The 24,638-nt window shown below is 70.9% G+C and carries 27 protein-coding genes; 14 read left to right on the forward strand and 13 right to left on the reverse strand.

All coding sequences use genetic code 11. The features are described from left to right. Positions 1-33: 33 nt before the first annotated feature. Both AB0K73_RS16755 and AB0K73_RS16760 read left to right on the forward strand, forming a co-directional pair. Positions 34-1,425, forward strand: coding sequence for a cytosine permease (locus AB0K73_RS16755; protein WP_360515581.1), 1,392 nt, complete (start codon positions 34-36; stop codon positions 1,423-1,425). Next, the gene (locus AB0K73_RS16760; protein WP_360515584.1) at positions 1,418-2,047 is read left to right on the forward strand and encodes a cyclase family protein; all 630 of its coding nucleotides are present in this window, start codon (positions 1,418-1,420) and stop codon (positions 2,045-2,047) included. Before AB0K73_RS16755 ends, AB0K73_RS16760 begins: the two co-directional genes overlap by 8 nt. A gap of 36 nt (positions 2,048-2,083) precedes the next feature. Here AB0K73_RS16760 and AB0K73_RS16765 read toward each other — a convergent pair whose 3' ends face one another. Then, positions 2,084-3,613 carry a Sir2 family NAD-dependent protein deacetylase gene (locus AB0K73_RS16765; protein ID WP_360515587.1) on the reverse strand — a complete coding sequence of 510 codons (1,530 nt, stop codon included), beginning with the start codon at positions 3,611-3,613 and terminating at the stop codon, positions 2,084-2,086. 86 nt (positions 3,614-3,699) lie between these two features. On the opposite strand from AB0K73_RS16765, the gene AB0K73_RS16770 reads away from it, so the two are divergent. After that, positions 3,700-4,149 carry a MarR family winged helix-turn-helix transcriptional regulator gene (locus tag AB0K73_RS16770; RefSeq protein WP_360515590.1) on the forward strand — a complete coding sequence of 150 codons (450 nt, stop codon included), beginning with the start codon at positions 3,700-3,702 and terminating at the stop codon, positions 4,147-4,149. Between the two features lie 35 nt (positions 4,150-4,184). Here the strand turns inward: AB0K73_RS16770 and AB0K73_RS16775 are convergent, their stop codons facing one another. Then, positions 4,185-4,358, reverse strand: a complete 174-nt coding sequence (locus AB0K73_RS16775) for a hypothetical protein (protein ID WP_360515593.1) — start codon at positions 4,356-4,358, stop codon at positions 4,185-4,187. 150 nt (positions 4,359-4,508) lie between these two features. On the opposite strand from AB0K73_RS16775, the gene AB0K73_RS16780 reads away from it, so the two are divergent. Beyond that, a complete protein-coding gene (locus tag AB0K73_RS16780; protein WP_360515596.1) occupies positions 4,509-5,594 on the forward strand; it encodes a PLP-dependent aspartate aminotransferase family protein in 1,086 nt (361 codons plus the stop codon). 40 nt (positions 5,595-5,634) lie between these two features. Here the strand turns inward: AB0K73_RS16780 and AB0K73_RS16785 are convergent, their stop codons facing one another. Continuing rightward, positions 5,635-6,468, reverse strand: coding sequence for an alpha/beta hydrolase (locus AB0K73_RS16785; RefSeq protein WP_360515599.1), 834 nt, complete (start codon positions 6,466-6,468; stop codon positions 5,635-5,637). Between the two features lie 60 nt (positions 6,469-6,528). Here AB0K73_RS16785 and AB0K73_RS16790 point away from each other — a divergent pair, with 60 nt between their 5' ends. Beyond that, on the forward strand, positions 6,529-7,377 hold the full coding sequence (locus AB0K73_RS16790) for an EI24 domain-containing protein (protein ID WP_360515602.1): 849 nt from the start codon (positions 6,529-6,531) through the stop codon (positions 7,375-7,377). Here AB0K73_RS16790 and AB0K73_RS16795 read toward each other — a convergent pair. Together AB0K73_RS16795 and AB0K73_RS16800 are read right to left on the reverse strand one after the other, a co-directional pair. Next, positions 7,374-7,964, reverse strand: coding sequence for a class I SAM-dependent methyltransferase (locus AB0K73_RS16795; protein ID WP_360515605.1), 591 nt, complete (start codon positions 7,962-7,964; stop codon positions 7,374-7,376). The two genes, AB0K73_RS16790 and AB0K73_RS16795, sit on opposite strands and share 4 nt — an antisense overlap. A 31-nt stretch (positions 7,965-7,995) precedes the next feature. Further along, a complete protein-coding gene (locus AB0K73_RS16800; RefSeq protein WP_360515608.1) occupies positions 7,996-9,099 on the reverse strand; it encodes a hypothetical protein in 1,104 nt (367 codons plus the stop codon). A gap of 98 nt (positions 9,100-9,197) precedes the next feature. On the opposite strand from AB0K73_RS16800, the gene AB0K73_RS16805 reads away from it, so the two are divergent. Further along, positions 9,198-9,338 carry a hypothetical protein gene (locus AB0K73_RS16805; protein ID WP_360515611.1) on the forward strand — a complete coding sequence of 47 codons (141 nt, stop codon included), beginning with the start codon at positions 9,198-9,200 and terminating at the stop codon, positions 9,336-9,338. 152 nt (positions 9,339-9,490) lie between these two features. Here the strand turns inward: AB0K73_RS16805 and AB0K73_RS16810 are convergent, their stop codons facing one another. Further along, the gene (locus tag AB0K73_RS16810) at positions 9,491-10,648 is read right to left on the reverse strand and encodes an epoxide hydrolase family protein (protein WP_360515614.1); all 1,158 of its coding nucleotides are present in this window, start codon (positions 10,646-10,648) and stop codon (positions 9,491-9,493) included. Positions 10,649-10,710: 62 nt separating this feature from the next. On the opposite strand from AB0K73_RS16810, the gene AB0K73_RS16815 reads away from it, so the two are divergent. Beyond that, complete coding sequence (locus AB0K73_RS16815) at positions 10,711-11,667, forward strand: WYL domain-containing protein (protein ID WP_360515617.1); 957 nt, start codon at positions 10,711-10,713, stop codon at positions 11,665-11,667. 18 nt (positions 11,668-11,685) lie between these two features. Here AB0K73_RS16815 and AB0K73_RS16820 read toward each other — a convergent pair whose 3' ends face one another. Genes AB0K73_RS16820 through AB0K73_RS16830 form a run of 3 tightly spaced genes read right to left on the reverse strand, consistent with a single transcriptional unit; the run spans position 11,686 to position 14,174 of the window. Continuing rightward, complete coding sequence (locus AB0K73_RS16820; protein ID WP_360515620.1) at positions 11,686-12,276, reverse strand: TetR/AcrR family transcriptional regulator; 591 nt, start codon at positions 12,274-12,276, stop codon at positions 11,686-11,688. A gap of 48 nt (positions 12,277-12,324) precedes the next feature. Further along, a complete protein-coding gene (locus AB0K73_RS16825) occupies positions 12,325-13,035 on the reverse strand; it encodes an ABC transporter ATP-binding protein (RefSeq protein WP_360515623.1) in 711 nt (236 codons plus the stop codon). After that, positions 13,032-14,174 carry an ABC transporter permease gene (locus tag AB0K73_RS16830; RefSeq protein ID WP_360515626.1) on the reverse strand — a complete coding sequence of 381 codons (1,143 nt, stop codon included), beginning with the start codon at positions 14,172-14,174 and terminating at the stop codon, positions 13,032-13,034. The genes AB0K73_RS16825 and AB0K73_RS16830 overlap by 4 nt, the downstream gene beginning before the upstream one ends. A 209-nt stretch (positions 14,175-14,383) precedes the next feature. Here AB0K73_RS16830 and AB0K73_RS16835 point away from each other — a divergent pair, with 209 nt between their 5' ends. Then, positions 14,384-15,634 carry an endonuclease/exonuclease/phosphatase family protein gene (locus tag AB0K73_RS16835; protein ID WP_360515629.1) on the forward strand — a complete coding sequence of 417 codons (1,251 nt, stop codon included), beginning with the start codon at positions 14,384-14,386 and terminating at the stop codon, positions 15,632-15,634. 249 nt (positions 15,635-15,883) lie between these two features. Here AB0K73_RS16835 and AB0K73_RS16840 read toward each other — a convergent pair whose 3' ends face one another. Continuing rightward, positions 15,884-16,411: a hypothetical protein gene (locus tag AB0K73_RS16840; RefSeq protein ID WP_360515632.1), complete on the reverse strand. Its 528-nt coding sequence runs from the start codon at positions 16,409-16,411 to the stop codon at positions 15,884-15,886. A 217-nt stretch (positions 16,412-16,628) separates the two neighbouring features. Continuing rightward, complete coding sequence (locus AB0K73_RS16845; protein WP_360515635.1) at positions 16,629-17,633, reverse strand: NAD(P)-dependent alcohol dehydrogenase; 1,005 nt, start codon at positions 17,631-17,633, stop codon at positions 16,629-16,631. 132 nt (positions 17,634-17,765) lie between these two features. On the opposite strand from AB0K73_RS16845, the gene AB0K73_RS16850 reads away from it, so the two are divergent. Next, complete coding sequence (locus AB0K73_RS16850; protein ID WP_360515638.1) at positions 17,766-18,497, forward strand: TetR/AcrR family transcriptional regulator C-terminal domain-containing protein; 732 nt, start codon at positions 17,766-17,768, stop codon at positions 18,495-18,497. A gap of 4 nt (positions 18,498-18,501) precedes the next feature. On the opposite strand, the gene AB0K73_RS16855 is transcribed toward AB0K73_RS16850, so the two are convergent. After that, positions 18,502-19,122 (reverse strand): histidine phosphatase family protein, encoded by a 621-nt coding sequence (locus AB0K73_RS16855; protein ID WP_360515641.1) that lies wholly within the window; start codon positions 19,120-19,122, stop codon positions 18,502-18,504. Between the two features lie 164 nt (positions 19,123-19,286). On the opposite strand from AB0K73_RS16855, the gene AB0K73_RS16860 reads away from it, so the two are divergent. The 5 genes from AB0K73_RS16860 to AB0K73_RS16880 all read left to right on the forward strand — a co-directional run bounded on the left by AB0K73_RS16860 (position 19,287) and on the right by AB0K73_RS16880 (position 23,011). After that, positions 19,287-20,120 (forward strand): class I SAM-dependent methyltransferase, encoded by an 834-nt coding sequence (locus AB0K73_RS16860; RefSeq protein WP_360515644.1) that lies wholly within the window; start codon positions 19,287-19,289, stop codon positions 20,118-20,120. A 23-nt stretch (positions 20,121-20,143) separates the two neighbouring features. Then, on the forward strand, positions 20,144-20,365 hold the full coding sequence (locus tag AB0K73_RS16865) for a hypothetical protein (protein ID WP_360515647.1): 222 nt from the start codon (positions 20,144-20,146) through the stop codon (positions 20,363-20,365). A gap of 131 nt (positions 20,366-20,496) precedes the next feature. After that, complete coding sequence (locus tag AB0K73_RS16870; RefSeq protein ID WP_360515650.1) at positions 20,497-21,204, forward strand: DUF2306 domain-containing protein; 708 nt, start codon at positions 20,497-20,499, stop codon at positions 21,202-21,204. A 5-nt stretch (positions 21,205-21,209) separates the two neighbouring features. Continuing rightward, positions 21,210-22,361 (forward strand): sensor histidine kinase, encoded by a 1,152-nt coding sequence (locus AB0K73_RS16875; protein WP_360515653.1) that lies wholly within the window; start codon positions 21,210-21,212, stop codon positions 22,359-22,361. Beyond that, entirely contained in the window at positions 22,358-23,011 is a 654-nt protein-coding gene (locus AB0K73_RS16880) for a response regulator transcription factor (RefSeq protein ID WP_360515656.1), read from the forward strand. The genes AB0K73_RS16875 and AB0K73_RS16880 overlap by 4 nt, the downstream gene beginning before the upstream one ends. 36 nt (positions 23,012-23,047) lie before the next feature. On the opposite strand, the gene AB0K73_RS16885 is transcribed toward AB0K73_RS16880, so the two are convergent. After that, complete coding sequence (locus AB0K73_RS16885) at positions 23,048-24,505, reverse strand: hypothetical protein (protein WP_360515659.1); 1,458 nt, start codon at positions 24,503-24,505, stop codon at positions 23,048-23,050. Between the last annotated feature and the right edge of the window lie 133 nt (positions 24,506-24,638).

Raw genomic sequence — 24,638 nt, forward strand, 5'->3', positions numbered from 1 at the left:
CCACTCGAACCCGACTCAATGAGGAGCACCCGAATGTCCGCCTACTCTCGTCTCGAGCAATACCTCGAGGAGCACTCCGACGACGCCGGCCCCGTGCGGGGCGAGCTGTCGCTTCCCCGCATCGGCATGATCTGGCTGGCTGCGAACCTCGTGGTCACGACCCTGCTCACCGGCACCCTGTTCGTGCCGGGCGTCAACTACGGCCTCGTGGTCGTGCTCATCATCGTCGGCACGATCGTCGGGGCCGCCGTGCTCGTGACGGTCGGCAACATCGGCACCCGCACGGGCCTGCCGACGATGGCGCTCACGCGCGGGCCGTTCGGCACGCGCGGCAGCCTGCTGCCCGTCGCGGCGAACGTCATCATCCTGATGGGCTGGAGCTGGGTGCAGGCCATGCTCGCGGGCATCGCGCTCGACTTCCTCGTGGCCTCGGTCACGGGATTCTCGAGTCCCGTGCTGTTCGCGGTGATCTGCCAGACGCTCGTCGTGATCCTCGCGATCTTCGGCCACACCGGCATCGCCAGGGTCGAGCCGTGGCTGGCGGTGCTGATCCTCGGCATCATCACGTACATCTTCATCGTCGCCTTCGTGACCTATGCCCCTTCGGAGTACGTGGGGATCCCCGCCGACGAGTCGATCGGCTACACGCCGATCCTCGTGCTCGACGTGGTGATCGCGACCGCGATCTCGTGGACGGTGCTGTCGGCCGACTTCAACCGCTTCGCACGGTCGAGCCGCGCCGGCATGATCGGATCCGGCGTCGGCTACACGCTCTCGACGGTGATCTCGATGACCGTGGGCGCCACGGCGATCGGGTATGTCGTGCTCTCGGGCGGCGAGGCGATCCCGTTCGACCCGGTGACCATCGTCGAGCCGTTCGGCGCACCGCTCGCGGTCATCATCTTCCTCTCGGTCATGGCCACGAACACCATGGTCGTCTACGGCATGGTGACGACGATCGTGAACGCCGTGCCGGGCACGAAGAAGCTGAAGTTCCTGCCGACGGCCCTCATCGTCGGCGTGATCTCGATCGTCGGCTCGACCTGGTTCGGCCTGCTCGAGCAGTTCACGACGTTCCTCGTGACGATCGGCGCGCTGTTCGCCCCGGTGTTCGCGATCATGATCGCCGACTACTACATCGTGAAGCGCGGCGCGTACACCGCCGACATCCTGAAGGCGCGCGAGGGCCGCTACTGGTACCTCGCGGGCGTCAACTGGGCGGCGGTCGTCGTGTGGGCGATCGGCGCGGTCCTGGCCTACGTGTTCACCTACATGTGGCCGACGCCGATCGGCGCGACGATTCCGGCGTTCGTGATCACGTTCGTGCTGTACCTGCTCGTGTCGCTGCGCGAGCGCTCGTCGACGCCCGCGGTGCGCAGCGAGCACCTGGCGGATGCCACGACGGAGCCCGCGCGGCATGCGTGACCTCAGTCATCCGCTCCACTCGGGCATGCAGGTCTACCCCGGCGACCCCGGGGTGGACTTCGCGCCCGCCCTCGAGCTCGATCGTGACGGCGCGGCCGTCACGGCGCTGCACCTCGGCTCGCACACGGGCACCCACGTCGACGCGCCGGCGCACACGGTCGCGGGCGGGCGCACCATGGATCGGGTGTCGCTCGACGAGCTCGTCGGCGAGGCGCTCGTGATCCACGTGACCGGCCCGGGCGATCGGGCGACCGTGGGCGTCGACGACCTCGGTGACCTGCCCGACCGGGTGCCGTCGATCGTGGTGATCGACACGGGATGGGCGCGGCACTTCGGCACCGAGCGGGCGCTCGCGCATCCGGCGCTCGGCGTCGAGGCGGCCCGGCTCCTCGTCGCGCGCGGCATGCACGTGCTCGGCGTCGACACGCTGAGCCCCGACCCCACGGATGCCGCGGGCACGACCGACTTCCCGGTGCACGAGGTGGTGCTCGGCGGCGACGGCCTCATCATCGAGAACCTCACGGGCCTCGAGGGGCTGCCGTCGCGGGTGCGGATCGGGGTGTTCCCGCTGCGGCTCGCGGTGGACGGGGCGCCCGTACGGGCGGTGGCGTTCGAGGAGTGATCGGGGCGCCGGTGCAGGTTCCGGCGTCGGGAACCCTCAGTCGCGGGCCGCGAGCAGCTCGTCGGCCCAGGCCGGCACCACGACGCTCGCGGGTCCGTGCCGCACCTCTTCGAAGAGCGGCGTGATCTCGCTCGCGGCCAGGTTGAGCTCGATCGTGCGGGCGCCGAACGACGACGCCGTCATCACGAAACCCGCAGCAGGATAGACGGCACCGGATGTCCCGATCGCGGCGAAGAGGTCGCACGCGAGGAGCGCCTCGTCGATCTCGTCGAGGTCGTACGGCATCTCGCCGAACCAGACGACGTCGGGCCGGAGCATCCGCTCGCCGCATTCCGGACATGCGGGCCGCTCGATGAGGTCGGCCGCGACGGGCGACCGCGCGTCGCACGTGGTGCAGCGTGCGGTGAGCAACGAGCCGTGCATGTGCAGCACCCGGCGCGACCCCGCCCGCTCGTGCAGGTCGTCGACGTTCTGGGTCACCACCAGCAGATCGTCGCCCATGGTGCGTTCGAGTCGGGCGAGGGCCCGATGGGCACCGTTCGGCTCCACCCCCGCGAGCGCGTGCCGCCGCGCGTCGTAGAAGCGGTGCACCGTGTCGGGATCTCGCTCGAACGCCTCGGGCGTCGCGACGTCCTCGACGCGGTGGCCCTCCCAGAGGCCGCCCGCGTCGCGGAACGTCGGCACGCCGCTCTCGGCGGAGATCCCGGCACCGGTGAGCACGACGAGTCGCATGCCTCTATTGAACCGTGCCCCCGTCGCCTCACACCGGGTCCGCACGCCGTAGGCCTCGCGGCCGTCGTACTGGCTGACCGCGCCGCACAGTGCCAGTCGGGCACCGACGCGGAGTCGTCCGATCGCGGCCTCGAGAACCAGACCGCCCACGTTGTCGAACACCACGTCGACGCCATCGGGTGCCGCCTCGGCGAGACGCCCGGGGAGGTCCGCGTCGTGATGGTCGATGGCGGCGTCGAAGCCGAGGTCGTCCACCAGGTGCCGCAGCTTGACGTCGGACCCTGCCGTACCGATCACCCGGTCGGCGCCGCGCATCCTGGCGAGCTGACCGGCGAGACCGCCCACCGCGCCGGACGCACCCGTGACGAGCACCGCGTCACCCGGTTCCACGGCGACCATGCGGGTGATGCCGAGCCAGGCCGTCAGCCCCGTCGTGCCGAGCGCGCCGAGGTGGACCTCCGGCGGGAGTCCATCGAGGTCGACCGGCGAGGCCCAGGCTCCGTCGACCACGGCGACCTCGCGGAGTCCCTGGAAGTGCTGAACGATCTGCCCCTCCTCGATGCCGTCGACACGCGACCGCTCGACGATGCCCAGTGCCCCGCCCTCGAGCGGCGCACCCACGGCGAACGGCGGGAGGTACGAGGGGCGGTCGTCCATTCGGCCGCGCATGTACGGATCCACCGAGAGGTGCGTGTTGCGGACCAGCACCTGGCCCGGCCCGACCTCCGGAACTGGGGCTTCGACGAGGGCGAAGTCGTCGGCCGACGCTCGCCCTTCCGGTCGGCGGATGAGGTGCCACTCCCGAGCCGTCCGGGTGTCTGTCTTGGAATTCATAAGTCTTCCTAATTGCTTGATTGGATCAAGCATCACCATTTGACACTGATGCTTGAGCGAATCAAGCTTTTTGCTACGATGGGGTCATGGCCGTGACATCCGGGCCCGTCGCCGCGTCGACCGACGCCGAGCGAGCCATGTACGACTTCGTCGACGCGTACGACCGCGCGTTCGAGTCCGCCGCCGTCGAGCACGCGCTCAGCGTTGCCCAGGCGTGCGTCCTCGGGCGCCTCACCCGCCCATGGGGTATGCGCGAACTGGCCGACGAACTGGGCTGCGACGCCTCGAACATCACTCAGATCGTCAGCCGTCTCGAAGCGCGCGACCTGGTCGAGCGCCGCCCGAACCCCGACGACGGTCGGTCCCGGCAACTCGTCAGGACGGCCAACGGCGAAGCCGTCAACGTCGCCTTCGAGCGGTCCTTCGAGTTCGCCCGCACCGCCATGTCCAACCTGAGCCCGCGGGAGCAGGATCAACTCGCCACGCTGCTCCGCAAGGCCCTCGGCACGACCGACCGGTCAGGGCCCGCGGCATAGGTGAAACCCGTCTCACGGGGCCATGATGCGGATTCTCATGCACGCTCGCGCACGAGCGAACGCAGCACGAAGAACACCACGACCGCGACCACCGCGACGATCGCGAGCTTCACGATGAACCACAGCACGCTGAACACCACGTCGACGATGAACCAGGCGATGAGCACGGCGGCGATCACGCCGAGGACGGTCCAGACGGTGCGGCTCATACATCGAGGCTAGCCCACGCCGCTCGCGCACGATCCTCGGCCGACCGGGGATACGCTGGCGCTTGCGCGCGACCGCGACCGCGACCGCGCGCTCGACCGTGGCCGCGGCGGCGGCCGCGACATCCGCCCTGACGAACCAGGAGTACGAACGTGAACGAACCGAACGCAACGGATGCCTCGGCGCTGCATCCCGAGACGGTCGCGATCACCGCGGGCCGCCCGCAGCATGGTGTGGACGCGCCAATGAACGTTCCGGTGCACCTGACCTCGACGTACGGCGCGGGCGGCGAGCTCGAGTACGGACGCTACGGTAACCCGTCGTGGTCGGCCTTCGAGGCCACCCTCGGCGCGCTCGAGGGTGGCCGCTGCGTGGCCTTCGCCTCGGGCATCGCCGCGATCGCTGCCGTGCTCGACCTCGTGAAGCCGGGCGGCACCATCGTGGCGCCGCGCCATTCCTACACGGGCACCGTCGGCCTGCTCGAGGAGCTCGAGGCGAAGGGCCGCGTCCGCGCCGTGTTCGTCGACATCACCGACTCGGCAGCGGTGGCGGATGCCTGTGCGGATGCCGCGATGCTCTGGTTCGAGTCGCCCACCAACCCTGCGCTCGAGCTCGCCGACATCGCGGCGATCACCCGGGCGGCGCACGAGCACGGTGCCCTCGTGGCGGTGGACAACACCTTCGCGACACCGCTGCTGCAGCGTCCGCTCGAGCACGGCGTCGACCTCGTGGTGCACTCGGCGACGAAGTACATCTCGGGCCACAGCGACGTGGTCATGGGCGCGGTGATCGCGGCATCCGACGATCTCGCGGCCGCCCTCGTGCACCACCGCTCGCTGTTCGGCGCCATCCCCGGGCCGCTCGAGGTGTTCCTCGCGCTGCGCGGACTGCGCACCCTGCCCGTGCGGCTCGAGCGTGCGCAATCGAACGCGCAGGAGCTCGTACGCCGGCTCACCGGACACCCCGAGCTCGAGGAGGTGCGCTACCCGGGCTTCGGCGCGATCATCTCGATCGTCGTGCGCGGCGGGGCCGGCGCGGCCGATACGCTCGTCGAGCGCACGTCGCTGTGGGTGCACGCCACGAGCCTCGGCGGTGTCGAGTCGACGTTCGAGCGCCGTCGCCGGTGGCCCGCCGAGGCGCCGACGATCCCCGAGGGACTCGTGCGCCTGTCGGTCGGACTCGAGCACGTCGACGACCTGCACCGCGACTTGGCTGCTGCGCTCGACTCGCTGGGGTGAGCTCCGAAACGCACCAGAAGCCCGGACGCGCGGGCGCCCGTCAGCGCGCCCGCTGGAGCAGCCAGTCCATCGCGTCGGGAACCGTGCCGAGCACCGAGACGTGACCGTCGTCGAGTCGCATCCAGAGCTGCGCGTTCGGCAACCGGCTCAGCATCCACGACGCGTGCGTGCGAGGCACGACCCGATCGCCCTCGCCCTGCACGAGAAGCACGGGCGCGGTGACCTGCTCGAGCTCGAAGCCCCACGGCGACGCGAAGGCGACGTCGTCGTCGATGAGGCCGTCGGGTCCGAAGGCGTCGGACCGGCCGACGTCGGCGCCGAGTGCCGCCCACTCCCCCTCGAGCGCGGCGTAGTCGGCCGGGAGGAACTGCTCGGGGTCGAACTCCTCCGACTCGGCGAAGCGCGCACGCGCGTCGCGGCCCTCGAGCGCCGCACGCAACGCGTCGGGCGAGCGCATGCCGCCGAACCAGTCGAACGCCTCGGTGAACGGTGCGATGCCCGCGATCGAGACGACCGCCGTCACCCGCTCGGGCTCGAGCGCCGCACCCGCCAGCGCATGGGGCGCGCCGCCCGACGCGCCCATGGCGGCGAACCGGTCGACCCCGAACGCATCGGCGACCGCCGCGACATCCGCCGCCGCCGAGGCCACGTCGCGCCCGGGTCGCGGTGATGAGCCTCCGTAGCTCGGCCGGGCATAGGAGATGAGTCGGATGCCCCGTGACGCCGCCGCCGCGACCACCGGGTCGAGCGGGGCGCCGGTCTGCGGCGACCCGTGGTGCCACACGAGCACGAGCGTCGACGCGGCTTCGGGCCCCGTGTCGTAGGCCCGGAGAACCCGGCCGTCGTCGAGCCGTACGTCGCGCTCGTCCACCATGTCGCAACTCCCATCGTCAAGCCCGGTTCTCCCGCGCGATGGCCACTCTAGGCTGGGCGGGTGACACGCAAGACCGGGGTGGTGGGCAGGTTCTTCGCCGGCGTCGGCATGCTGATGCGCGGCTTCGGCTTCTGGGGGAGGCGGCCGGGCATCATGCTGCTCGGGCTCATCCCTGCGGCGATCGTGTTCGTCGTCATCGTCGGCGCCCTCGTGGCACTCGGCTTCAGCATGCCGGTCCTCACCGACTGGCTGACGCCGTTCGCCGACGACTGGGCGGACCCGTGGCCCGACGTCATCCGCGCCGCTGTCGGGGCGATCCTGTTCGCCGCGGCGATCGTGCTCGCCGCCGTCACCTTCACCGCGCTCACGCTCGCGGTGGGCGACCCGTTCTACGAGCGGATCTGGCACGCCGTCGAGCTCGAGGTCGGCGGCGCGGTGCCCGAGCACGACCTCGGATTCTGGCGTTCGGTGCGCGACTCGGCGAAGCTCATCGGCCTCGGCCTCATCGCTGCGATCGCGGTGGGGCTCTCGGGATTCGTGCCCCTCGTCGGTGCCGTGCTCGCGCCGACCCTTGGCGTGATCCTGTCAGGACGGCTGCTCGCGATGGAGCTGAGCTCGCGGGCGTTCGAGGCGCGCGGCATCGCGGGCTCGACGCGCCGCGCGATCCTGCGAGGGCACCGAGCACAGGTGCTCGGCTTCGGCGTCGCCACGCAGCTGTGCTTCATGATCCCGCTCGGCGCGGTGTTCGCGATGCCGGCCGCAGTCGCCGGTTCGACGTTCCTCGCGCGATCGGCGATGGATGCCGCGGCTGCAGCCGGCGCGGCCACCGCCGCCGCATCCGCCGCGATCCCCCCGCCCGCCCCCGCCACCGGAATTCCGCCGCAGCCGGGTCGCGCCGTCGAACGCTAGGCCTCGGGCGCGCGTCCGTCGAAGAGCAGCATCGGCACCGGCCCGAACGGCATGGATCTCACGCGCAGCCGCCGCACGTCGACGCCCACGAAGCCAGCCGCGACGAGGGCCCCTTCGGTGTCGCGGTCCCAGTGGCATCCGTGGCAGAACCGCTTCGAGAAGGGCGTCGCGACCCGCTGCACCGCCCGCTTCAGCGTTCGCGGCGGGGCCAGGACGTGGTCGACGAAGACCACGCGACCGCCCCGCACGAGCACGCGCCGGATCTCGGCGAGCGCGGCGGCGGGATCGCCGACCGAGCAGAGCACGTACGTGCCCACCACCGCGTCGACCGAGGCATCCGGAAGCGGAATCGACTCGGCCCGGGCGTCGAGCGGCTCGGCACCATGCCGCCACTCGCGGGCCCGCGTCGCCAGTTCGGCACGCCGCTTCGCGTCGGGCTCGAGCCCGACCCAGTCGACTCCTGGATCGAAGGCGCCGAAGTTCTCGCCGTCGCCCGCACCGATCTCGAGCACGCGGCCGCGCACGCGCGCGACGAACTCGCGCTCGAGGTCGTCGAGCTGATCGTCGTCGATGAGCGGGATGGTCACCCTCGCACGCTAGCGCGCCGGTGCCCTCACGTCAGCCCTGCACGCGGCCGGATGTCGCGGCGATGCGCTTGAGGAGCGGCGGTTTCGCGAGCACCCAGACGACGACCATGACCACGACGGACGCCACGAAGACCGCGAGCCCCACCCAGTCGTCGGCGTCGCGGCCCGCGTACATCTGGTTGAGCTTGCGGAGCGCCCCCGTGGTGAGCACGAGCACGACGTGGACGAAGGTGAACACGAGGAACACGAGCATCACGGGGTAGTGCACCGCGCGGGCGAGCTTCTCGGGAATGGTTCGGACGAGCGGGCCCTCGAGCGGCCACACCGAGGAGAGCCTCAGCCCCGAGAGGATCGCGAGCGGCGCCGCCACGAACACGATCCCGAAGTAGACGAGCTGCTGCAGCGAGTTGTAGACGACCCACGAGTCCTCGGTCGGCCAGTCGAGCGACGCGTACTGCAGTGCGGCCGAGAGCGCGTTCGGAACCACGGCCCAGTCGGTCGGCACGAGGCGCAGCCACTGGCCCGTGGCGAACAGCACGACGACGTAGACGACGCCGTTGAGGATCCAGAGCGCGTCGAGCCAGAGATGGAACCAGAGGTGGATGCCGAGACGCCGTGGCGCCCGCTTCGTGCGCGGCCACCGCGCGTTGTCGCGCGTCCAGAACCCGGGCGGACGCTTCTTGGAGTGCAACTGGTAGCCCGTGCGCACGAGGAGCAGGAGGAACAGCGAGTTGAGGAAGTGCTGCCAGCCGAGCCACGCCGGAATCCCGACCGGGGTGCCGTCGGGCGGCGGCACGATGCCGGGGTACGTCTCGACGAAATCCTCGACCCCGGCAAGTCCGCGCAGCCAGCGCGCGACGAGCACCCCGATGACGAGCACGACCACCGCGACGAGCGTGGTCCACAACACCTGCTTGCGCCTGGCCCGCCACCATTCGGCGGCGCGAGTGGAGTTCGGCGAGGTCACGGTCATCTCGGGAGGCAGTTCCTTCTCCGGCGGGGGCCGGGGCATCCGCTCGATCGACGGCGCGACGGGCGCGCGACGGCCGCAGCGGTGAATTGCGGATGCCTCGACGATATCGCCGCACGCGGCGAGCGCGAAGTCCGCGAGCAACAGGGCGCCACGCGTCGACACGCTTTCGACCGGGGGCGATCCGACCGACCGATTCACAGGGGGCGGCACTAGGGTTGCGACCACGGGGCCGTCCAGGCTCCCGATCAGAGGACGTCACCGTGTCAGACAAGTCACCGAAGAAATCGTCCAGCAAGACCCCCGCAGCGAAGTCGCTCAAGGAGAAGCGGATCGACAAGAAGGCCAAGGTCGCGAATCGGCCGGGCAACGACGTCACCGAGGCCACGCACCGCAAGAAGTAGCCGGTCGGCGGGTCAGGGTCGCGGGTCCCGAAGCATTGGACGAGGACGGCGGCGGTGCAATGCCACCGTCCTCGATTTCGGATTGATCCTCCCCCGAAACCCGCGAGCGGCGCAGTCCCCTCTTTGGCGGACCCGGCCGGTTCTCGCCGGCCTCAGCCGCGCATCGGAGCGAAGAACGTCCGGATGTCGCCCACGAGGACCGAGGGCACCTCGAGCGCCGCGTAGTGGCCGCCTTCATCGAAGCGGCTCCAGTGCACGATGTTCGAGTTGTCGCGCTCCGCGAACACCCGAATGGTCTGGAAATCGTCCTTGAAGACGGCGACCCCGGTGCGTGCCGCGTTCACCTGCGGCTCGGCGCCCGCGGCATCCGCTCGGGCGTTCTCGAGGTAGCTGCGGCTCATGCCGGCCGGGGCGTTCGCGAACCAGTTGACGCTGACCTCGGTGAGGATCTTCTCGAGCGGCACGAGCGACGTGCCATTGCCGAACGAGTTGAACAGCTCGCTGTAGGCGAGCAACCCCACGGGTGAGTCGCTGAGGCCTGTCGCGACGGTCTGCGGCCGACTCGCGTTCATCGTGTTGTAGCCGCCCACGGACTGGAACCACTGCATGTGCTCGAGCCCGGCGTAGTCCTGCGGCTCGAGCCGCTCGAACTCGGCCGGGTCGCCCGAGGGGAACGAGAAGAGCTGCAGCACGTGCAGGCCGAGGAAGCCCTCGGGGTTCAGGAGGCCGAGTTCGCGTGCGACCATGGCGCCGTTGTCGGAGCCGTGGATGCCGTACCGCTCGTAGCCGAGGCCGCGCATGAGCGCGTCGTACGCCCGGGCGACGCGCGCCATGGTCCAGCCCGCCTCGACGACGGGGGTCGAGAAGCCGTAGCCCGGGGCATCCGGGATCACGACATCGAAGGCGTCCTCGGCGCGTCCGCCGTGCGCGACCGGGTCGACGAGCTCGTCGATCAGGTCGAGGTAGTCGACGGATGACCCGGGGTACGTGTGCGCGAGCAGGAGCGGTGTGGCATCGGGGTGCGGCGAGCGCACGTGGATGAAGTGGATCGTCTGGCTGTCGATCTCGGTCGTGAAATGCGGGAATGCGTTGATACGCGCCTCCGCGGCGCGCCAGTCGAACGTGGTGCGCCACGCGTCGATCGCCTCGCGAAGGTACGAGTTGGGCGTGCCCGCGTCCCAGTCGTCGACGGGGGCGGGCTGCGGGAGGCGGGTGCGCGCGAGGCGCTCCATGAGGTCGTCGAGCTCGGCCTTCGAGACCTCGACGCGGAAGGGGCGAATGTCGATGCTGGAGGTTGTGGTGTTCGTCATGTCTCCGACGGTACGGTCCATATAGGAACGTTCTGCTCCTAATTGCGCGAGAAAGTTGAGCCATGTCCGACACCGCCGCTCGCCTGCTGGCCCTGCTCTCGCTCCTCCAGTCCAGGCCCGAATGGAACGGCACCGAGCTCGCCTCGCGCCTCGGCGTGTCGACGCGCACCGTGCGCAACGACATCGACCGCCTGCGCGAGCTCGACTACCCCGTGGACGCGACGCGGGGAGCCGCCGGCGGCTACCGGCTCGGTAGCGGCGGCAAGCTGCCGCCGCTGCTGCTCGACGACGAGGAGGCCGTGGCCGTGGCCGTCGGGTTGCGCGCCGCCACCGGCATCGCGGGGATCGCGGAGTCGAGCACCCGGGCGTTGGCCAAGCTCGAGCAGGTGCTGCCCTCGCGACTGCGGCCGATGGTGGCGGCGGTCTCGTCGGTCGTCGATCGCGCGCCCGAGAACACCGGAACGGATGCCCCCGACCCCGAAGTGGATCCAGCCGTGCTCGCCGCCATCGCCGCCGCCATCCGCGACGTCGAATGGTTCCGTTTCGACGACCGCGGCACGCCGCGCCTCGTGGAGCCCTATCGGCTGCTCAGTTGGCAGCGTCGTTGGTACCTGGTGGCACGAGATCCCGCCTCGGGTGAGTGGGGAACATTCCGGGCCGACTGGATCGCGCCGCGGATGCCCACTCGCCGGCGCTTCTCCCCAGCACCGCTCCCGGGCGGCGACTACACCGCATTCGCGATGCGTTCGATCGCCGCGAGCGGCTGGAAGGTGCACGCCCGGCTTCGCGTCGCCGCTCCCGCCGATGCGGTGCTCGCGCGGATCAACCCGACGGTGGGCATGGTGGAGTCGATCTCCGACGCCGAGTCGGTGCTCGTGACCGGCGCCGACAGCCTCGACACGATCGCCGCCTACATCGGCATGCTCGGCATGGACTTCACCGTCGAGTCGCCCGCTGAGCTCCGGCCGTTGCTGCGCAGCTATGCCGAACGGTATCTGCGCGCGGCGGCCGAGGGCTGAGGGGGCACCCCGCGGGGCTCAGCCGCGCGCGCCGCCGTGGGCGGCGACGAACGGCCCGAGCACCGCGAGGAGGTTCGCCCGCACCTCGTCGAGCGCGTGGCCCGACTCGAGCAGTCGCGTGCCGGCGTGCACCATGCCGTTGATCATCTCGGCCACCGCAGCCGGATCGGTCGCGCCGAGCTCGTCGAGCGTGGCGATGAGCGGCTCCTGGATCTGCCGGTGCATCCGGTGGGCCTGCTCGTCGAGCTCCTCGCCGGGAGTGAGCGCCGCAAGGGCGGTGCCCACCACATGCTCCCCCTCGGCGACGAGGTCGAGGTTCGCCAGTGCGTACGCGGTGACGCGGTCGGCCGGCGTGGGCGCCGCGGCCATCGCGCCCGTGATGCGCTCGGCCCAGCGCGGGAACGTGTCCTGTGCGAGCGCGGCGAGCAGATCGCGGCGCGACGCGAAGTACTGGTACACGCTCGACCGGGCGACGCCCGCACGCTCGGCGACGTCACCGAGGGCGGGGGCCTCGGCATTCGCCTTCAGCAGCTCGTGCGCCGCATCGAGGAGGGCGCGGCGACGCGCCGCCCGGTGCTCGGCGAGCGACGGTGCATCGATCTTCGGCATGACCCGCCTCCCTTGGACTCGACGCTCTGCGGTGTCAGCCGCACCAGCCTAGGCCGACAGCTTGCCGTCGACCATCTCGTGCACCCGGTCGCAGTGAGCGAGCACGTCGCGATCGTGCGTGACCATCACGACGGCCACATCGGCGCTGCGCGCCTCGGCCGCCAGCAGCTCGACGACCTCGTGACTGCGTGCGCGGTCGAGCGCCGCGGTCGGCTCGTCGACGAGCAGGAGGCTCGGGCTGTTGACGAGGGCGCGCGCGATGCCGACACGCTGCCGCTCGCCGCCCGACATCTGGCCGGGGCGGTGGCCCGCCCGATGCGCCATGCCGACGGACTCGAGCAGCGGCATCGGATCGAAGCTCCGCGGCCCGCGCGCGAGGCGGTTGACGAGTCGCAGCTGGTCGGCCGCCGTGAGCGCGGGGATGAGGTTGCCCGACTGGAACACGAAGCCGATGTTGTCGAGGCGGAACCGGGCACGGCGGCCGGCACGCAGCCGGGTCACGTCCGTGCCGTGCACCCGCACGACGCCCGAGTCGGGTGCCGCCAGGGCACCGGCGATCGCGAGGAGCGACGACTTGCCCGAACCCGACGGGCCGACGATCGCGACGAACTCGCCGCGCGGCACGTCGAGCGAGACGTGGTCGAGGGCGCGCACGCGACCGTCGCCATCGCCGAGCTCGAGCACGGCGTCCTGCACCGACAGTGCGGGAACGGCGTCGACGGATGCCGCGCCGGTGGTCTCGGGTGCAGTCAGGGTCATCGCTGTCCTCCAAGGGCCTTCAGCGGGTCGACCCGCGAGATGCGCAGCACGGCGACGGCCGCGCCGATGAGTCCGAGCACGATGGTGAGCGCGCTCGCGATCGCGATGGGCACGAACTCGAGGTCGAACGGCATGGCGTCGGGCATCGCGGCCCCCATGCCGACACCGGCGGCGACGCCGAGTGCCGTGAAGCCGATGAGGAGCGCCGCCGCCTGGGCGAGGCTGTCACGCAGCAGGTAGCGGGTCGACGCGCCCACCGCACGGAGCACCGCGATCTCGTGCGTGCGCTGGATCGTCCACACCGTGAAGAACGCGCCGACGACGAGCGCCGAGATGGCGTAGAGGAACACCTGGATCATGCTGAGCGTCAGGGTTTCGGCCTCGTAGCCGGGCGACGCGTTGAACGCCTCGACGAGGGTCATGCTGGTCGTGCCGGCGAGCTCGTCACCGGCGGCCAGGTCGAGTGCCGCCTCGTCGGACGCCGAGAGGGCGACGACGCTGGCGAAGTCGAAGTCGACCGCGTCGATGGCCTTCGCGGTCGGCGCGCCCGCGGGTGCCTGCCCGGAGGCGAGGAGCTGCCAGGTCGTGAGCGGCAGGTACGCGACGTCGACATGACCGAACGTCGCCTGGCCCTCGGTGAAGCCGATCACCTCGAGTTCGACGTCGGTGCGGTCGAGCGTGACGATCGAGCCGAGCTCGATGCCCTGCTCCCGAGCGGTCTCTGAGACCACGATGCCGTCGACCGCGCCGATGCCGGTTCCCGACGAGGTGCCGGGCGCGAGGAAGCCGTCGGGATCCACGCCGAAGAGCGTGAGGTCGACCTGCGTGCCGTCGTCGATCGCCGCGTTGACGATGCTGACGCCGATGGGCGTCGCTTCGTCGACGCCGTCGGCCTGACGCCATGACTCGAGCTGTTCACCGTCGACGACCGAGCGCGAGAACGCATTGTCGGTCTTGGTGCCTTCGTCGAAGGCGAAGGCCGTGGCCGGCATCGTCTTGAGTCCGGAGACGCCGTCATTGACCAGGCCCGAGGAAAGGCCGGACAGCAGCACGACGAGCAGGGCGATCAGCGCGATCACGAGGCCCATCAGTGCGAACCGGCCGCGGGCGAACTTCAGTTCGCGGAGTGCGAGGAACATGGAATCCAAGGGTTCGGTGGTTTACCGACATGATGTCGGGATGATACCGACAGTCTGTCAGAACGATGATCGGCGTCCAAATCCAGGCCGTGCCGGGCCGTGCCGTGCACACACCCCGCATTCCGGTCATCTCCGGTTCTTCCCGTGGTCACCCGTCACGCCTAGCGTGGAGGCATCCGCTGCCCTGCACCGCCGACGAAGGAGTGCGCATGTCCACGAGACGCCACCTCACCACGACCCTGGCCGCCACCGCATTGGGAGCGCTTGCCGCGAGCACCCTCGTCGCCGGCTCCGCCGCCGCCGCACCGCCCGACTGGGCGAGCGACCCCGTCGACCTGCGCGTCGCGACCTACAACCTCTCGCTCAACCGCAACGCCCCCGGCCAGCTCGTCGCCGACCTGTGGACGGGGACGAACGCGCAGGCGAAGACCGTCGCCGAGATCATCCAGCGCGCGAACCCCGACATCGTGCTGCTCAACGAGTTCGACTACGTCGAGGGCGGCGTGGCTGCCGACCTCTTCCGCGACAACTACCTCGAGGTGTCGCAGGGCGGGGCCGACCCTGTCGCGTATCCGTACGCCTTCGTCGCCCCGTCGAACACCGGCGTACCGAGCGGCTTCGATCTCAACAACAACGGCGTGATCGGCGGAGGCGACGACGCCTTCGGCTTCGGTCTGTTCGAGGGCCAGTACGGTATGGCGGTGCTCTCGAAGTACCCCATCCTCGAGGCCGACGTGCGCACGTTCCAGCACTTCCTCTGGAAGGACATGCCCGGGGCACTGCTGCCCGACGACCCCGCCACGCCCGAGCCGGCCGACTGGTACTCGGCCGAGGAACTCGACGTGTTCCGGCTCTCGAGCAAATCGCACTGGGACGTGCCCGTCGAGGTCGGCGGCAACACGGTGCACGTGCTCGCCTCGCACCCGACGCCGCCCACGTTCGACGGCGCCGAAGACCGCAACGGCACGCGCAACCACGACGAGATCCGGTTCTGGGCCGACTACGTCACCCCGGGCACCGCGTCCCGGTACATCTACGACGACGCCGGCGCGACGGGCGGTCTCAAGCCCGGCGAGTCGTTCGTGATCCTCGGCGACCAGAACGCCGACCCGCTCGACGGCGACTCGGTGGATGCCGCGATCGACCAGTTGCTCGACCACCCGCGGATCACCGACCCGCTGCCCGCCTCCGATGGCGCGGTCGAGGCATCCGCTCTGCAGGGCGGAGCGAACCTCGCGCATGAAGGCGACCCGGCGTACGACACGGCCGACTTCAACGACAACCCGGCGCCGGGCAACCTGCGTGCCGACTACGTGCTGCCGTCGCGCGACCTGCGCGTGACCGATGCGGGCGTGTTCTGGCCCGTGCTGGCCGATCCGCTCTCGGCGCTCACGGGAGGGTTCCCCTTCCCGTCGAGCGATCACCGGCTCGTGTGGGTGGACCTGCGCGTGCACGGCTAGCAACTCGAGATTCCCTCGAATCTTCGGGACCAAAGACCCATATTGCGCGCCTGCAACGTGCGAACATGATGACGGTGCAATGGAGCCCGAAACTTCAGGCATCACGGTGAGTCGATGGTCGCCCTGTCGGGGGATGGGCCGACCTCCGCACCGGCGGGCGGTGGTTCAGGAATGAGCCACCGCCCGCTTTCGCGGTTCGGCGAAGGCGTCCGATCGCTCGCCCGCCGGTGGGTCAGGGCAGCTCGTGGATCAGGGCAGACCGATGCGGTCGGGCACGGCACCGACGACGCTCGGCAGCCAGTCCTCCACGTCGGGCCAGGCGCGGCCGGTGGGCAGGCGGCGCAGCAGGCGGGCGAGCGAGTCGTCGGCGTCGGGCCACGGGATGACCCGGGTCGGCGAGGCGCTCGCGAGCACGCCGAGCCACCAGTGCTTCCACGTCGTCGGCAGCTCCTCGGGATGCAGCACGACGTAGTAGTCGGGCACGGCCATGGCGTGCCGCTCGGCGGCCGCGACCGCGCGTTCGATCTCGAGCTCGAGCACGCCGAACGTGGATTGGTCGTCGAAGAACTCGACCCACGCGGCGGCGACGTGCGCGAGGGGGTCGTGATCGTGCACCACGTACGGCGAGTCCGCCGCTGACGACCAGCGGGCCACCTCGTCGTCGGGTGCGTGCTCGAAGGTGGCCGCGCGGACGTTCGCGAAGCCCTCGAGGGCGTGGATGGCCGACGTCGCCTCGTCGCCGACGACGACCAGTGTGGTGCTGGTCGGTGCCTCCATTTTCGAATTGTACGTCGCTTCCGCGGGGGTACGGCCGGACGCGCCCGGGCGGGTCTTCGGGTCGCGCGCAGACGCTCGATGTCCGGGAGACGTCACGAGCTGCGGAGATACGATCCGACACGCCGCCTCTTGGCCACGACGCCCGGCGCGCCGGATCGTATATCCGCGAAAACGGACAGAACCGCTTCCTGCGGACGCGCCCGGGCGGGTCTTCGGGTCAGGCGATGCGCAGCACCACGCTGCCGCGCTTGCGGCCGGTGTCGACGTAGCGGTGCGCCTCGACGATGTCGTCGAGGTCGTACGTGCGGTCGATGACCGGCCGCACCTCCCCCGCCTCGGCGAGCGCGGCGAGCTCGCCGAACTCGGCGCTGCCGATGATCGCGCCGCGCGCCGTCACGAGCCGGCCGCTGCGCTTCGAGTGACGTGATGCCGAGAGCGCGCCCTTCAGGTCGGTGATGACGAGGAGCAGCGAGCCGCCGGGGGCGAGCGCGCGCTCGACCCGTTCGAACGGCGCGTTGCCGACGCAGTCCACGATCACGTCGTATCGCCGACCCTCGGCGGCGAAGTCCTGGACGGTGTGATCGACGACCCGGTCGGCCCCGAGCGAGGTCACGAGGTCGGCGTTGCGGCCACTGCACACCGCCGTGACCCGGGCACCCCGGTGCTTCGCCAGCTGTACGGCCATGGTGCCGACGGCTCCGGATGCCCCGTTCACGAGTACCTCGGCGCCGGGCACGATCTCGGCCATGCCCAGGAACGCGAGGGCGGTATGCCCACCGAACACGATCGCGGCGGCCTCCTCCATGCTGAGGTTCCGCGGCTTCGGCGCGATCGCGGCGTCCTGCTTCACCGTCACGTACTCGGCATGGCCGCCGAACGCCCCGCCGAGCATGACCATGACCTCGTCGCCGGGCGCGAAGCGGGTGACGTGGGCGCCGACCGCCTCGACCGTGCCCGCGGCATCCATGCCGAGCACGGCGTGACGCGGCCGGAACACGCCGAGCGAGATCGGGATGTAGAACCAGAGGCCCTTCGGCAGGTCGCGAGCCCGGGTGCGGTGGTCGGCGACGCTCACGGTGCTCGCCTGCACCCGGATCAGCAGCTCGTCGGCCCGCGTTTCGGGTTTCGGCACCTCTTCGACGTGCACCACCTCGGGGCCACCGAAGCGGCGTGCCACCGCCGCTCGCATCCTCGTGCCGGTCTTCACCCGCGTGTCACTCATCATCGGCTCCTCTACCTTACGTTGTACGACTTACAACGTAAGGTAGCGTGGAACCGAGCATTTGTCGAGGGTTCGTCCACGACGAACCCTCGCCGCGCTTGTAGCGTGGTCAGCGAGGGGAGACTGCATCCGATGTCATCGACGGCCGAACAGCGCGCCGAACAGCGCGCCCAGCAGCGCGACGAACAGCGCGCCGCACGACGCACTCCCCTGACGCGCGACCGGGTGCTCGGTGCCGCCGTGGAGCTCGCCGACACTGCGGGCATCGACGGCCTCACCATCCGCCGCCTGGCCCTCGACCTCGGCGTCGAGCCGATGTCGCTCTACTACCACGTGCCCAACAAGGAGGCGATCCTCGACGGCATCGTCGACCTCGTCTTCCGCGAGATCGAGGAGGCGCTGGACGGGTTCGCCGTCGCCGAGACGGATGCCGCGTGGAAGGCCACGCTGCGCACCCGCATCCTCACCGCCCGCGACGTGATGCTGCGGCATCCGTGGGCCCCCGGGGTCATGGACACGCGGGCCGAGCTCGGCCTCGCGAACGCGCGTCACGTGGACGCCGTGGTGGGCATCCTCCGGTCGGGCGGGCTCTCGTTCGACCTCATCCACCACTCGCTGCACGCGCTCGGCAGCCGCATGTACGGGTTCTCGCAGGAGCTCGGCGCCGCCGACGACGGCACGGCGCCCGACCCCGACATGCTCGCCCAGATGTCCGAGAACGTGCCGCATCTCGCGGCGATGCTCTCGGTCGTCGCACATGACGATCCCGAGACGACGCTCGGCTGGTGCGACGACCGGTACGAGTTCGAGTTCGGGCTCGACCTCATCCTCGACGGCATCGAGCGGCGCGCACGCGAGGGCTGAGGTCTCAGCCGGCGAGCCGGGGCGGTTCGACGTCGACGCGGCCCTCGAGCATCGGCAGCACGTCGGCGAAGTCCGCGCCGCCGATGGTGAGCACGAGCCACGCGGCATCCGTGCGCCGCACGAGCGACGACGACGCGTTGTCGAGCTTCGGGAAGCGGCGGGGCTCGTGGCCGCTGATGCTGCCGAGGGTATGCCTGATCAGCGTGCCATGCGCGACCGCGAGCACGCGCGCGGGGCCGTGGTCGGCGGTGATGCGATCGAGCGCCCGGATGCCGCGCGGCCCCACCTCGTGGTCGGGCTCCTTGTCGGCGAAGTCGCGGGTCGGCCACCGCGTGGCGAGCTCCGACACGAGCGTGCCCTCAGCAGCCCCGAAGTCCTGCTCGACGAGCTCCTCGTAGGCGCCGCCGAGGGGTACGCCGATCGTCGACGCGAGGATCTCGGCGGTCTCGCGGGCCCGCACGAGCGGCGAGCTGACGACGACGTCCCATCGCTCGGTGGCGAGGGCGGATGCCGCGACGAGCGCCTGCTCGCGACCGACATCGTTGAGGGGGATATCGCTGCGACCCTGCATGCGCCCGGCGAGGTTCCAGTCGGTCTGGCCATGGCGGATGAGGGCGAGCAGCATGCCCTCCAGCCTACGGGAGCGTGCCTGGAGGCCCACTGGAGCACCGGGAACACGGTCGGGGTGGACACTGAGGAAATCTCCGTGTCCGGCACGGATGTGGCGGCGGGCCTGTCGGGCGCACGCTTGCCCTGTCCGATCCATCCGACCTGTCCGAGGAGACACCGATGACCGACACCGCAGTCCCCACCAGCTCCGACGCCGACCGCGCGCTGAAGACCAAGCACCGCGCCATGTGGGCGTCGGGCGACTACCCGCGCCTGGCGTCCGACCTGATCTGGGAGCTCGGCCCCCGCCTCGTGGCCGCAACCGACATCCGCCCCGGCGAGCGCGTGCTCGACGTGGCCGCAGGTAGCGGCAACGTCGCGATCCCCGCCGCCCTCCGCGGCGCCACCGTCGTGGCGAGCGACCTCACGCCCGAGCTGTTCGACGCCGGGCGACGGCTCGCCGCCGAGGCCGGCGCCGAGCTCGAGTGGCGCGAGGCCGACGCCGAGGCGCTGCCCTTCCCCGACGACTCGTTCGACGTCACGGTGTCGAGCGTGGGCGTCATGTTCGCGCCCCACCACCAGCCGGCTGCCGACGAGCTCGTGCGCGTCACGGCGCCGGGCGGTCGCCTCGGCCTCGTCAGCTGGACGCCCGAGGGCTTCATCGGCCAGATGTTCAAGGTCATGAAGCCGTACGCCCCGCCCCTGCCCGAGGGCGCCCAGCCCGCGCCGCTCTGGGGTGATGAGCAGCATGTTCGCGAACTCTTCGGCGACCGCGTGACCGACGTGACGGCCGAGCGCCAGACCGTGGAGATCCGGTTCGAGTCGGGCGAGGCGTTCCGCGACTACTTCAAGCAGCACTACGGACCGACGATCGCGGTGTACAACCGCATCGCCGACGACCCCGACCAGGTCGCCGCGCTCGACGCGGCACTGGCCGACCATGGTGACAACGCCCTCGACGCCTCCGGCGCGATGCAGTGGGACTACCTGCTGTTCACCGCCCGCGTGCGCTGACGGGCCCGACCGAAAGATCCATCATGCACCACTCCGCAGATCACGTCGTCTTCGAGCTCCATCAGCTCGGCGAGCAGCGCCTGCTCGATGAGCTCGAGCGGCGTCGCGTCGTCGCCGAACGGCTGGCCGAGACCCAGCACCTCGAGAACGGGATGACGGATGCCGCACGCCCGCGCCGAGGCATCCGGGCCCTGCTTCCCCGGCGCCTTCGCCCCCTGTCACCGCCGCGCCCGGCCCTCGGCTGAGACGACGTGCTGCACCGCCAGGGTCCGCCCCCTCCATCGGGAGGGGGCGGACCCGAGTCGGGCCGATCGGATGAGGCGATCCGAGCCGATCGGCCGATCCGCCAAGGGGCCGGCCTCGCGAGCATCGAGGCATGAGCGAAACCGCCGTCACCCGCCCTTCACCCCTCTCCGCCACACGCGCCCCGACGACCCGGCCGTCCCGACCGACCCGGAAACGCCGGACGGGCGCGTGGACCGTCACCGGCCTGCTGCTCCTGAGCTTCGTGCCGGTCGTGGCTGGAGCGGCACGGCTCACGGAGTTGTCGATCGGCGCCGGCGTCACGCCCGGCAACGCGCGGTTCTTCGAGTCACCGGTTCCCGTGGTGCTGCACATCGTCGGCGCCACCCTGTTCACGGTGCTCGGCGCGTTCCAGTTCGTCCCGTCGCTGCGCCGCCGGCGCTGGCACCGGATCTCCGGGCGAATCCTGCTCCCGGCCGGCGTGGTCGCGGCACTGTCGGGGCTGTGGATGACCGTATTCTACGAACTGCCCGGCACCGACGAGCAGGCGCTCCTCGTGATCCGGCTCGTCTTCGGCACGGGCATGGCGGCGAGTCTCGTCATCGCATTCATCGCCATCCGGCGGGGCGACGTGCGGACGCACAGCGCCTGGATGACCCGCGGCTATGCGATCGGCCTCGGAGCGGGGACCCAGGTGCTCACCCACCTGCCATGGGTTCTGCTGCTCGGTGAGCCCGACGAGGCGACGCGAGCCGTGCTCATGGCCGCGGCCTGGGTCATCAACCTCGCCGTGGCCGAACTGGTGATCCTCCGGCGCCGGGCGGCAGCGCGCCTATCATGAGGGTCATGACGAGCCCCCTCCGTTCGGTGTGGGATGCTCCGCCCGCCGCTCCGCCGCCGCCCCGGCGGGTGTGGCGGGACTGGGCGCTCGTCGCGGCGGTCACCGTGATCGTGGTGATCGAAGGCCTCTTCCGGCCTGAGCTGACGTGTCGGGCCATGTGGGTCGTGGTGCTCGTCGCACTCGTGCCGACGCTCCTCTGGCGCCGCACCAGGCCGCTCGAGATGGTCGCGATCGCGTTCGCGGTCGCCCTGTTGCCGACGATCGTCACCGGCCGCGACACGCAGCTCGTCTCGGGTGCGTATCTCCTGATCCTCGTCTACGCCCTGATGCGGTGGGGATCGGGGCGGGCGATGACCATCGGCTCGGCCATCGTGGTGGCATCGGGCGCCGTTTCGCTCGTGATCGGGCCGACGGTGCTGAGCGACCTCGTCGGGGCGCCCATCGTGCTCGTGGCCGTGAGCGCGATCGGCCTCGCCGTTCGGTGGCGCGGTGCCGCGCGGGCGCGCGAGCTCGACCGCATCAAGCTCGTCGAGCGCGAGCAGCTCGCGCGCGACCTGCACGACACGGTGGCCCATCACGTCTCGGCGATCGCGATCCAGGCGCAGGCGGGCACCGCGGTGGCGGCGACCGATCCGGATGCCGCAGCCCGCGTGCTCCAGGTCATCGAGGGCGAGGCGTCGCGCACGCTCGACGAGATGCGTTCCATCGTGCGGATGCTCCGCCGCGAGGGCGGGGCCGGCGACACCCCGCCCCCGGCTGCGCACGAGCCGGGCCCTGCCATCGGCGATCTGCGACGGCTCGCCGGAGCACAGCCCGGCGGCCCCGAGGTCGAGGTGCAACTCGAAGGCGGCGTCGACGCCGTGCCGCCCACCGTCGCCGCGGCGGTGTACCGCATGGCGCAGGAGGCCGTGACGAACGCGAGACGCCACGCCCGCGACGCGACCCGGGTCGAGGTGCTGGTTCGGGCCGACGACGACGGCGTGCGACTCGACGTGCGCGATGACGGCGACCCCGCGGCATCCGCTGCACCGGGCTACGGACTCACCGGCATGCGCGAACGTGCGGCCCTGCTCGGCGGGACCTGCGAGGCAGGGCCCGCACTGGACGGCGGATGGGCGGTCACAGCCGTGCTCCCACGGACCGGGTGGTCGGCATGACGGTGCGCGTCGTGATCGCCGACGACCAGGAGCTCGTGCGCACGGGACTCCGCATGATCCTCGACGCCCAACCCGACATCGAGGTGGTCGGCGAGGCGGCCGACGGCGCCGAAGCGGTGTCGCTCGCGCGCAGCCTGCGCCCCGACGTGTGCCTCTTCGACATCCGGATGCCGGTGGTCGACGGACTCGAGGCGACGCGCGCCCTCGCGGGGCCCGGGGTTGCCGACCCGATGTCGGTCGTCGTCATCACGACGTTCGACCTCGACGAGTACGTCTACGAAGCCCTCCGGTCGGGCGCGCGCGGCTTCCTGCTGAAGAACGCCGGCCCGGCGCTGCTCGCCCAGGCCGTGCATGCCGCCGCCCGCGGCGACGCCCTCATCGACCCGAACGTCACGGTGCGCCTGCTCGAGGCGTTCGCGGGATCCGCGCCCGCAGCCGCCCCCGCGCAGCCGATGGAGCCGCTCACCGAACGCGAGGAGCACGTGCTCGCCGCCGTCGCCAGAGGTCTCGGCAACAGCGAGATCGCCGGCGAGCTGCACCTCTCGGTCAGCACCGTGAAGACGCACCTCGGCAGCCTCATGGCCAAGATCGGCGCGCGCAACCGGGTGGAGCTCGCCATCTGGGCCCACGAGACCGGACGCCGAGCCTGACGGCATCCGGTCCGTTACTCCAGATGGGTCCGCAGGCTACTCAGCGTAACGCTCGGGCTCGCGCTCCGGTCGCAGCAGGTCGCCGGAACGGAACGACACGAACGAACCTCCTCGCGCGAGCCCACTGTCTGCGGCGATACGGTCGGCGCTGTCGTTCAACGCCCACGGCTCCGCGACATTCGCCCACCGATCGGTGTCGAGACGTTCCTGCAGGGCCGTGACCAGCGCGGCGATCTCCGCGTCGGCGTACGCGCAGTGCCCCGGTCGATCCACGAAGGCCTGCCGGAGGAGCGGAACGTCCCCGTTCGCGCGCACGCGATCGGCGTAGGTTCCAGCCTGTTGGACAACCGGGGCCGCGTCACCGGACTCGTGCAGCGACAGTACGGGCCCGGCGAGGTCGCCGACGGGCGTCGCGTTGCGCTGCATGTAGGCGACGGCATCCCGCTCCGCGGCGATCCGTTCCCCGGCGTTCAGTGCGGCGAGATCGTCGTCCAGCGAGAGACCGGCGTCGCGATACAGCTGCGACACGAGTTGCGCCTCCCCCGAGTCGCGGAGGGCCGCGACGTAGTCCACATCGGTGTTCCAGGAGAAGTTCCCTCCCGCACGCTGCTCCAGTGGCTGACGCGGCGAGACGACTCCCCAGAGGAAGATCCGGGAGAGCTGCTCCTGCTGGGCGGCGAGATCGTGCTTCTCGGGACGCTCGGTTCCCACCTGCGACCAGGTCGGCATCTGCGCGAGGGTGGCGGCGAGCGCGATCCGCGCGCGGCCTTCGGGTGTCTGCTGCGCCAGGTCGAGCACCTCTCGGAACGCCGCCTGGCGGGCGCCCTCATTCGTGACGTTCACGAGCTCGAGCCGCGGGTCATCGGGCGCGAGGAGCATCTTCAGTGCGAAGGTCCCGTCGAGCGAGCCGTTCAGCATCGGTATGGCACCCGCGATCGACCCGCACAGCGGCAGCGCCGCGTCGAAGACCTCCGGATCCTGCTCCATGAGCGTCACCGCGACCTGCCCACCCATCGATGCGCCCCACGCGATGACGTGCTCGGGCTCGCCGAGTTGCACCGTCGCGACCTCGACGACCTGCGGCTGTGCGGCCAGGAGATCTTCGACCGCCCAGCCAGAACCTGCCGCGGCGCCGGCGACGGCGTACCCCTCGTCGATCAGCCAGTCCACCACCGCGTCGGAGGGCCCGCCGACGGGAACGCCGCGGCCGCCGCCGTACCCGGGACTCCAGGTGAGCAGGGTGCCGTTCCAGATCTCGGGCTCGTAGAGGACATAGCGCCCCCCGCCGGGAAGCTCACCCCGCGTCTCTTCCACAATCGTCTCGGCGGCAGCGGCGCCAGGAGCTGCGGAGACGCACAGCGCGAGTGAGGCCGCGGATGCGAGCGCGGCCAGGATCGGTCGTGATGACATGTCGTCCTTTCCGCGACGCGGCTCGTCGTCGAGCCACAGCGCTCCCAGCGGGCGCGTCGCGACATCCGTATAGGTAAGCGACACTTGATTCAGCGATCGCTCGGAAAATTGTTGCGTATGCACCTTGGCACCCTTCTTCAATGCTGTCAACGGACACGTCGCGGAAACCGCTCAATCGCTGTCATCTCGCGATGCAGGTCGTGTCGATACGCGACAC

Source organism: Agromyces sp. NPDC052230 (assembly GCF_040679595.1).
Lineage (GTDB): Bacteria > Actinomycetota > Actinomycetes > Actinomycetales > Microbacteriaceae > Agromyces.

Excerpts from the sequence above, each read along its gene's own strand:
- AB0K73_RS16815 (WP_360515617.1), top strand. The coding sequence starts at position 10,711 with ATGTCCGACACCGCCGCTCGCCTGCTGGCCCTGCTCTCGCTCCTCCAG.
- AB0K73_RS16880 (WP_360515656.1), top strand. The coding sequence starts at position 22,358 with ATGACGGTGCGCGTCGTGATCGCCGACGACCAGGAGCTCGTGCGCACG.
- AB0K73_RS16840 (WP_360515632.1), bottom strand. The coding sequence starts at position 16,411 with ATGGAGGCACCGACCAGCACCACACTGGTCGTCGTCGGCGACGAGGCG.
- AB0K73_RS16830 (WP_360515626.1), bottom strand. The coding sequence starts at position 14,174 with ATGTTCCTCGCACTCCGCGAACTGAAGTTCGCCCGCGGCCGGTTCGCA.
- AB0K73_RS16785 (WP_360515599.1), bottom strand. The coding sequence starts at position 6,468 with ATGGTGGACGAGCGCGACGTACGGCTCGACGACGGCCGGGTTCTCCGG.
- AB0K73_RS16775 (WP_360515593.1), bottom strand. The coding sequence starts at position 4,358 with ATGAGCCGCACCGTCTGGACCGTCCTCGGCGTGATCGCCGCCGTGCTC.
- AB0K73_RS16845 (WP_360515635.1), bottom strand. The coding sequence starts at position 17,633 with ATGAGTGACACGCGGGTGAAGACCGGCACGAGGATGCGAGCGGCGGTG.
- AB0K73_RS16760 (WP_360515584.1), top strand. The coding sequence starts at position 1,418 with ATGCGTGACCTCAGTCATCCGCTCCACTCGGGCATGCAGGTCTACCCC.
- AB0K73_RS16765 (WP_360515587.1), bottom strand. The coding sequence starts at position 3,613 with ATGAATTCCAAGACAGACACCCGGACGGCTCGGGAGTGGCACCTCATC.
- AB0K73_RS16855 (WP_360515641.1), bottom strand. The coding sequence starts at position 19,122 with ATGCTGCTCGCCCTCATCCGCCATGGCCAGACCGACTGGAACCTCGCC.
- AB0K73_RS16870 (WP_360515650.1), top strand. The coding sequence starts at position 20,497 with ATGAGCGAAACCGCCGTCACCCGCCCTTCACCCCTCTCCGCCACACGC.
- AB0K73_RS16875 (WP_360515653.1), top strand. The coding sequence starts at position 21,210 with ATGACGAGCCCCCTCCGTTCGGTGTGGGATGCTCCGCCCGCCGCTCCG.
- AB0K73_RS16835 (WP_360515629.1), top strand. The coding sequence starts at position 14,384 with ATGTCCACGAGACGCCACCTCACCACGACCCTGGCCGCCACCGCATTG.
- AB0K73_RS16850 (WP_360515638.1), top strand. The coding sequence starts at position 17,766 with ATGTCATCGACGGCCGAACAGCGCGCCGAACAGCGCGCCCAGCAGCGC.
- AB0K73_RS16820 (WP_360515620.1), bottom strand. The coding sequence starts at position 12,276 with ATGCCGAAGATCGATGCACCGTCGCTCGCCGAGCACCGGGCGGCGCGT.
- AB0K73_RS16810 (WP_360515614.1), bottom strand. The coding sequence starts at position 10,648 with ATGACGAACACCACAACCTCCAGCATCGACATTCGCCCCTTCCGCGTC.
- AB0K73_RS16860 (WP_360515644.1), top strand. The coding sequence starts at position 19,287 with ATGACCGACACCGCAGTCCCCACCAGCTCCGACGCCGACCGCGCGCTG.
- AB0K73_RS16755 (WP_360515581.1), top strand. The coding sequence starts at position 34 with ATGTCCGCCTACTCTCGTCTCGAGCAATACCTCGAGGAGCACTCCGAC.
- AB0K73_RS16865 (WP_360515647.1), top strand. The coding sequence starts at position 20,144 with ATGCACCACTCCGCAGATCACGTCGTCTTCGAGCTCCATCAGCTCGGC.
- AB0K73_RS16825 (WP_360515623.1), bottom strand. The coding sequence starts at position 13,035 with ATGACCCTGACTGCACCCGAGACCACCGGCGCGGCATCCGTCGACGCC.
- AB0K73_RS16770 (WP_360515590.1), top strand. The coding sequence starts at position 3,700 with ATGGCCGTGACATCCGGGCCCGTCGCCGCGTCGACCGACGCCGAGCGA.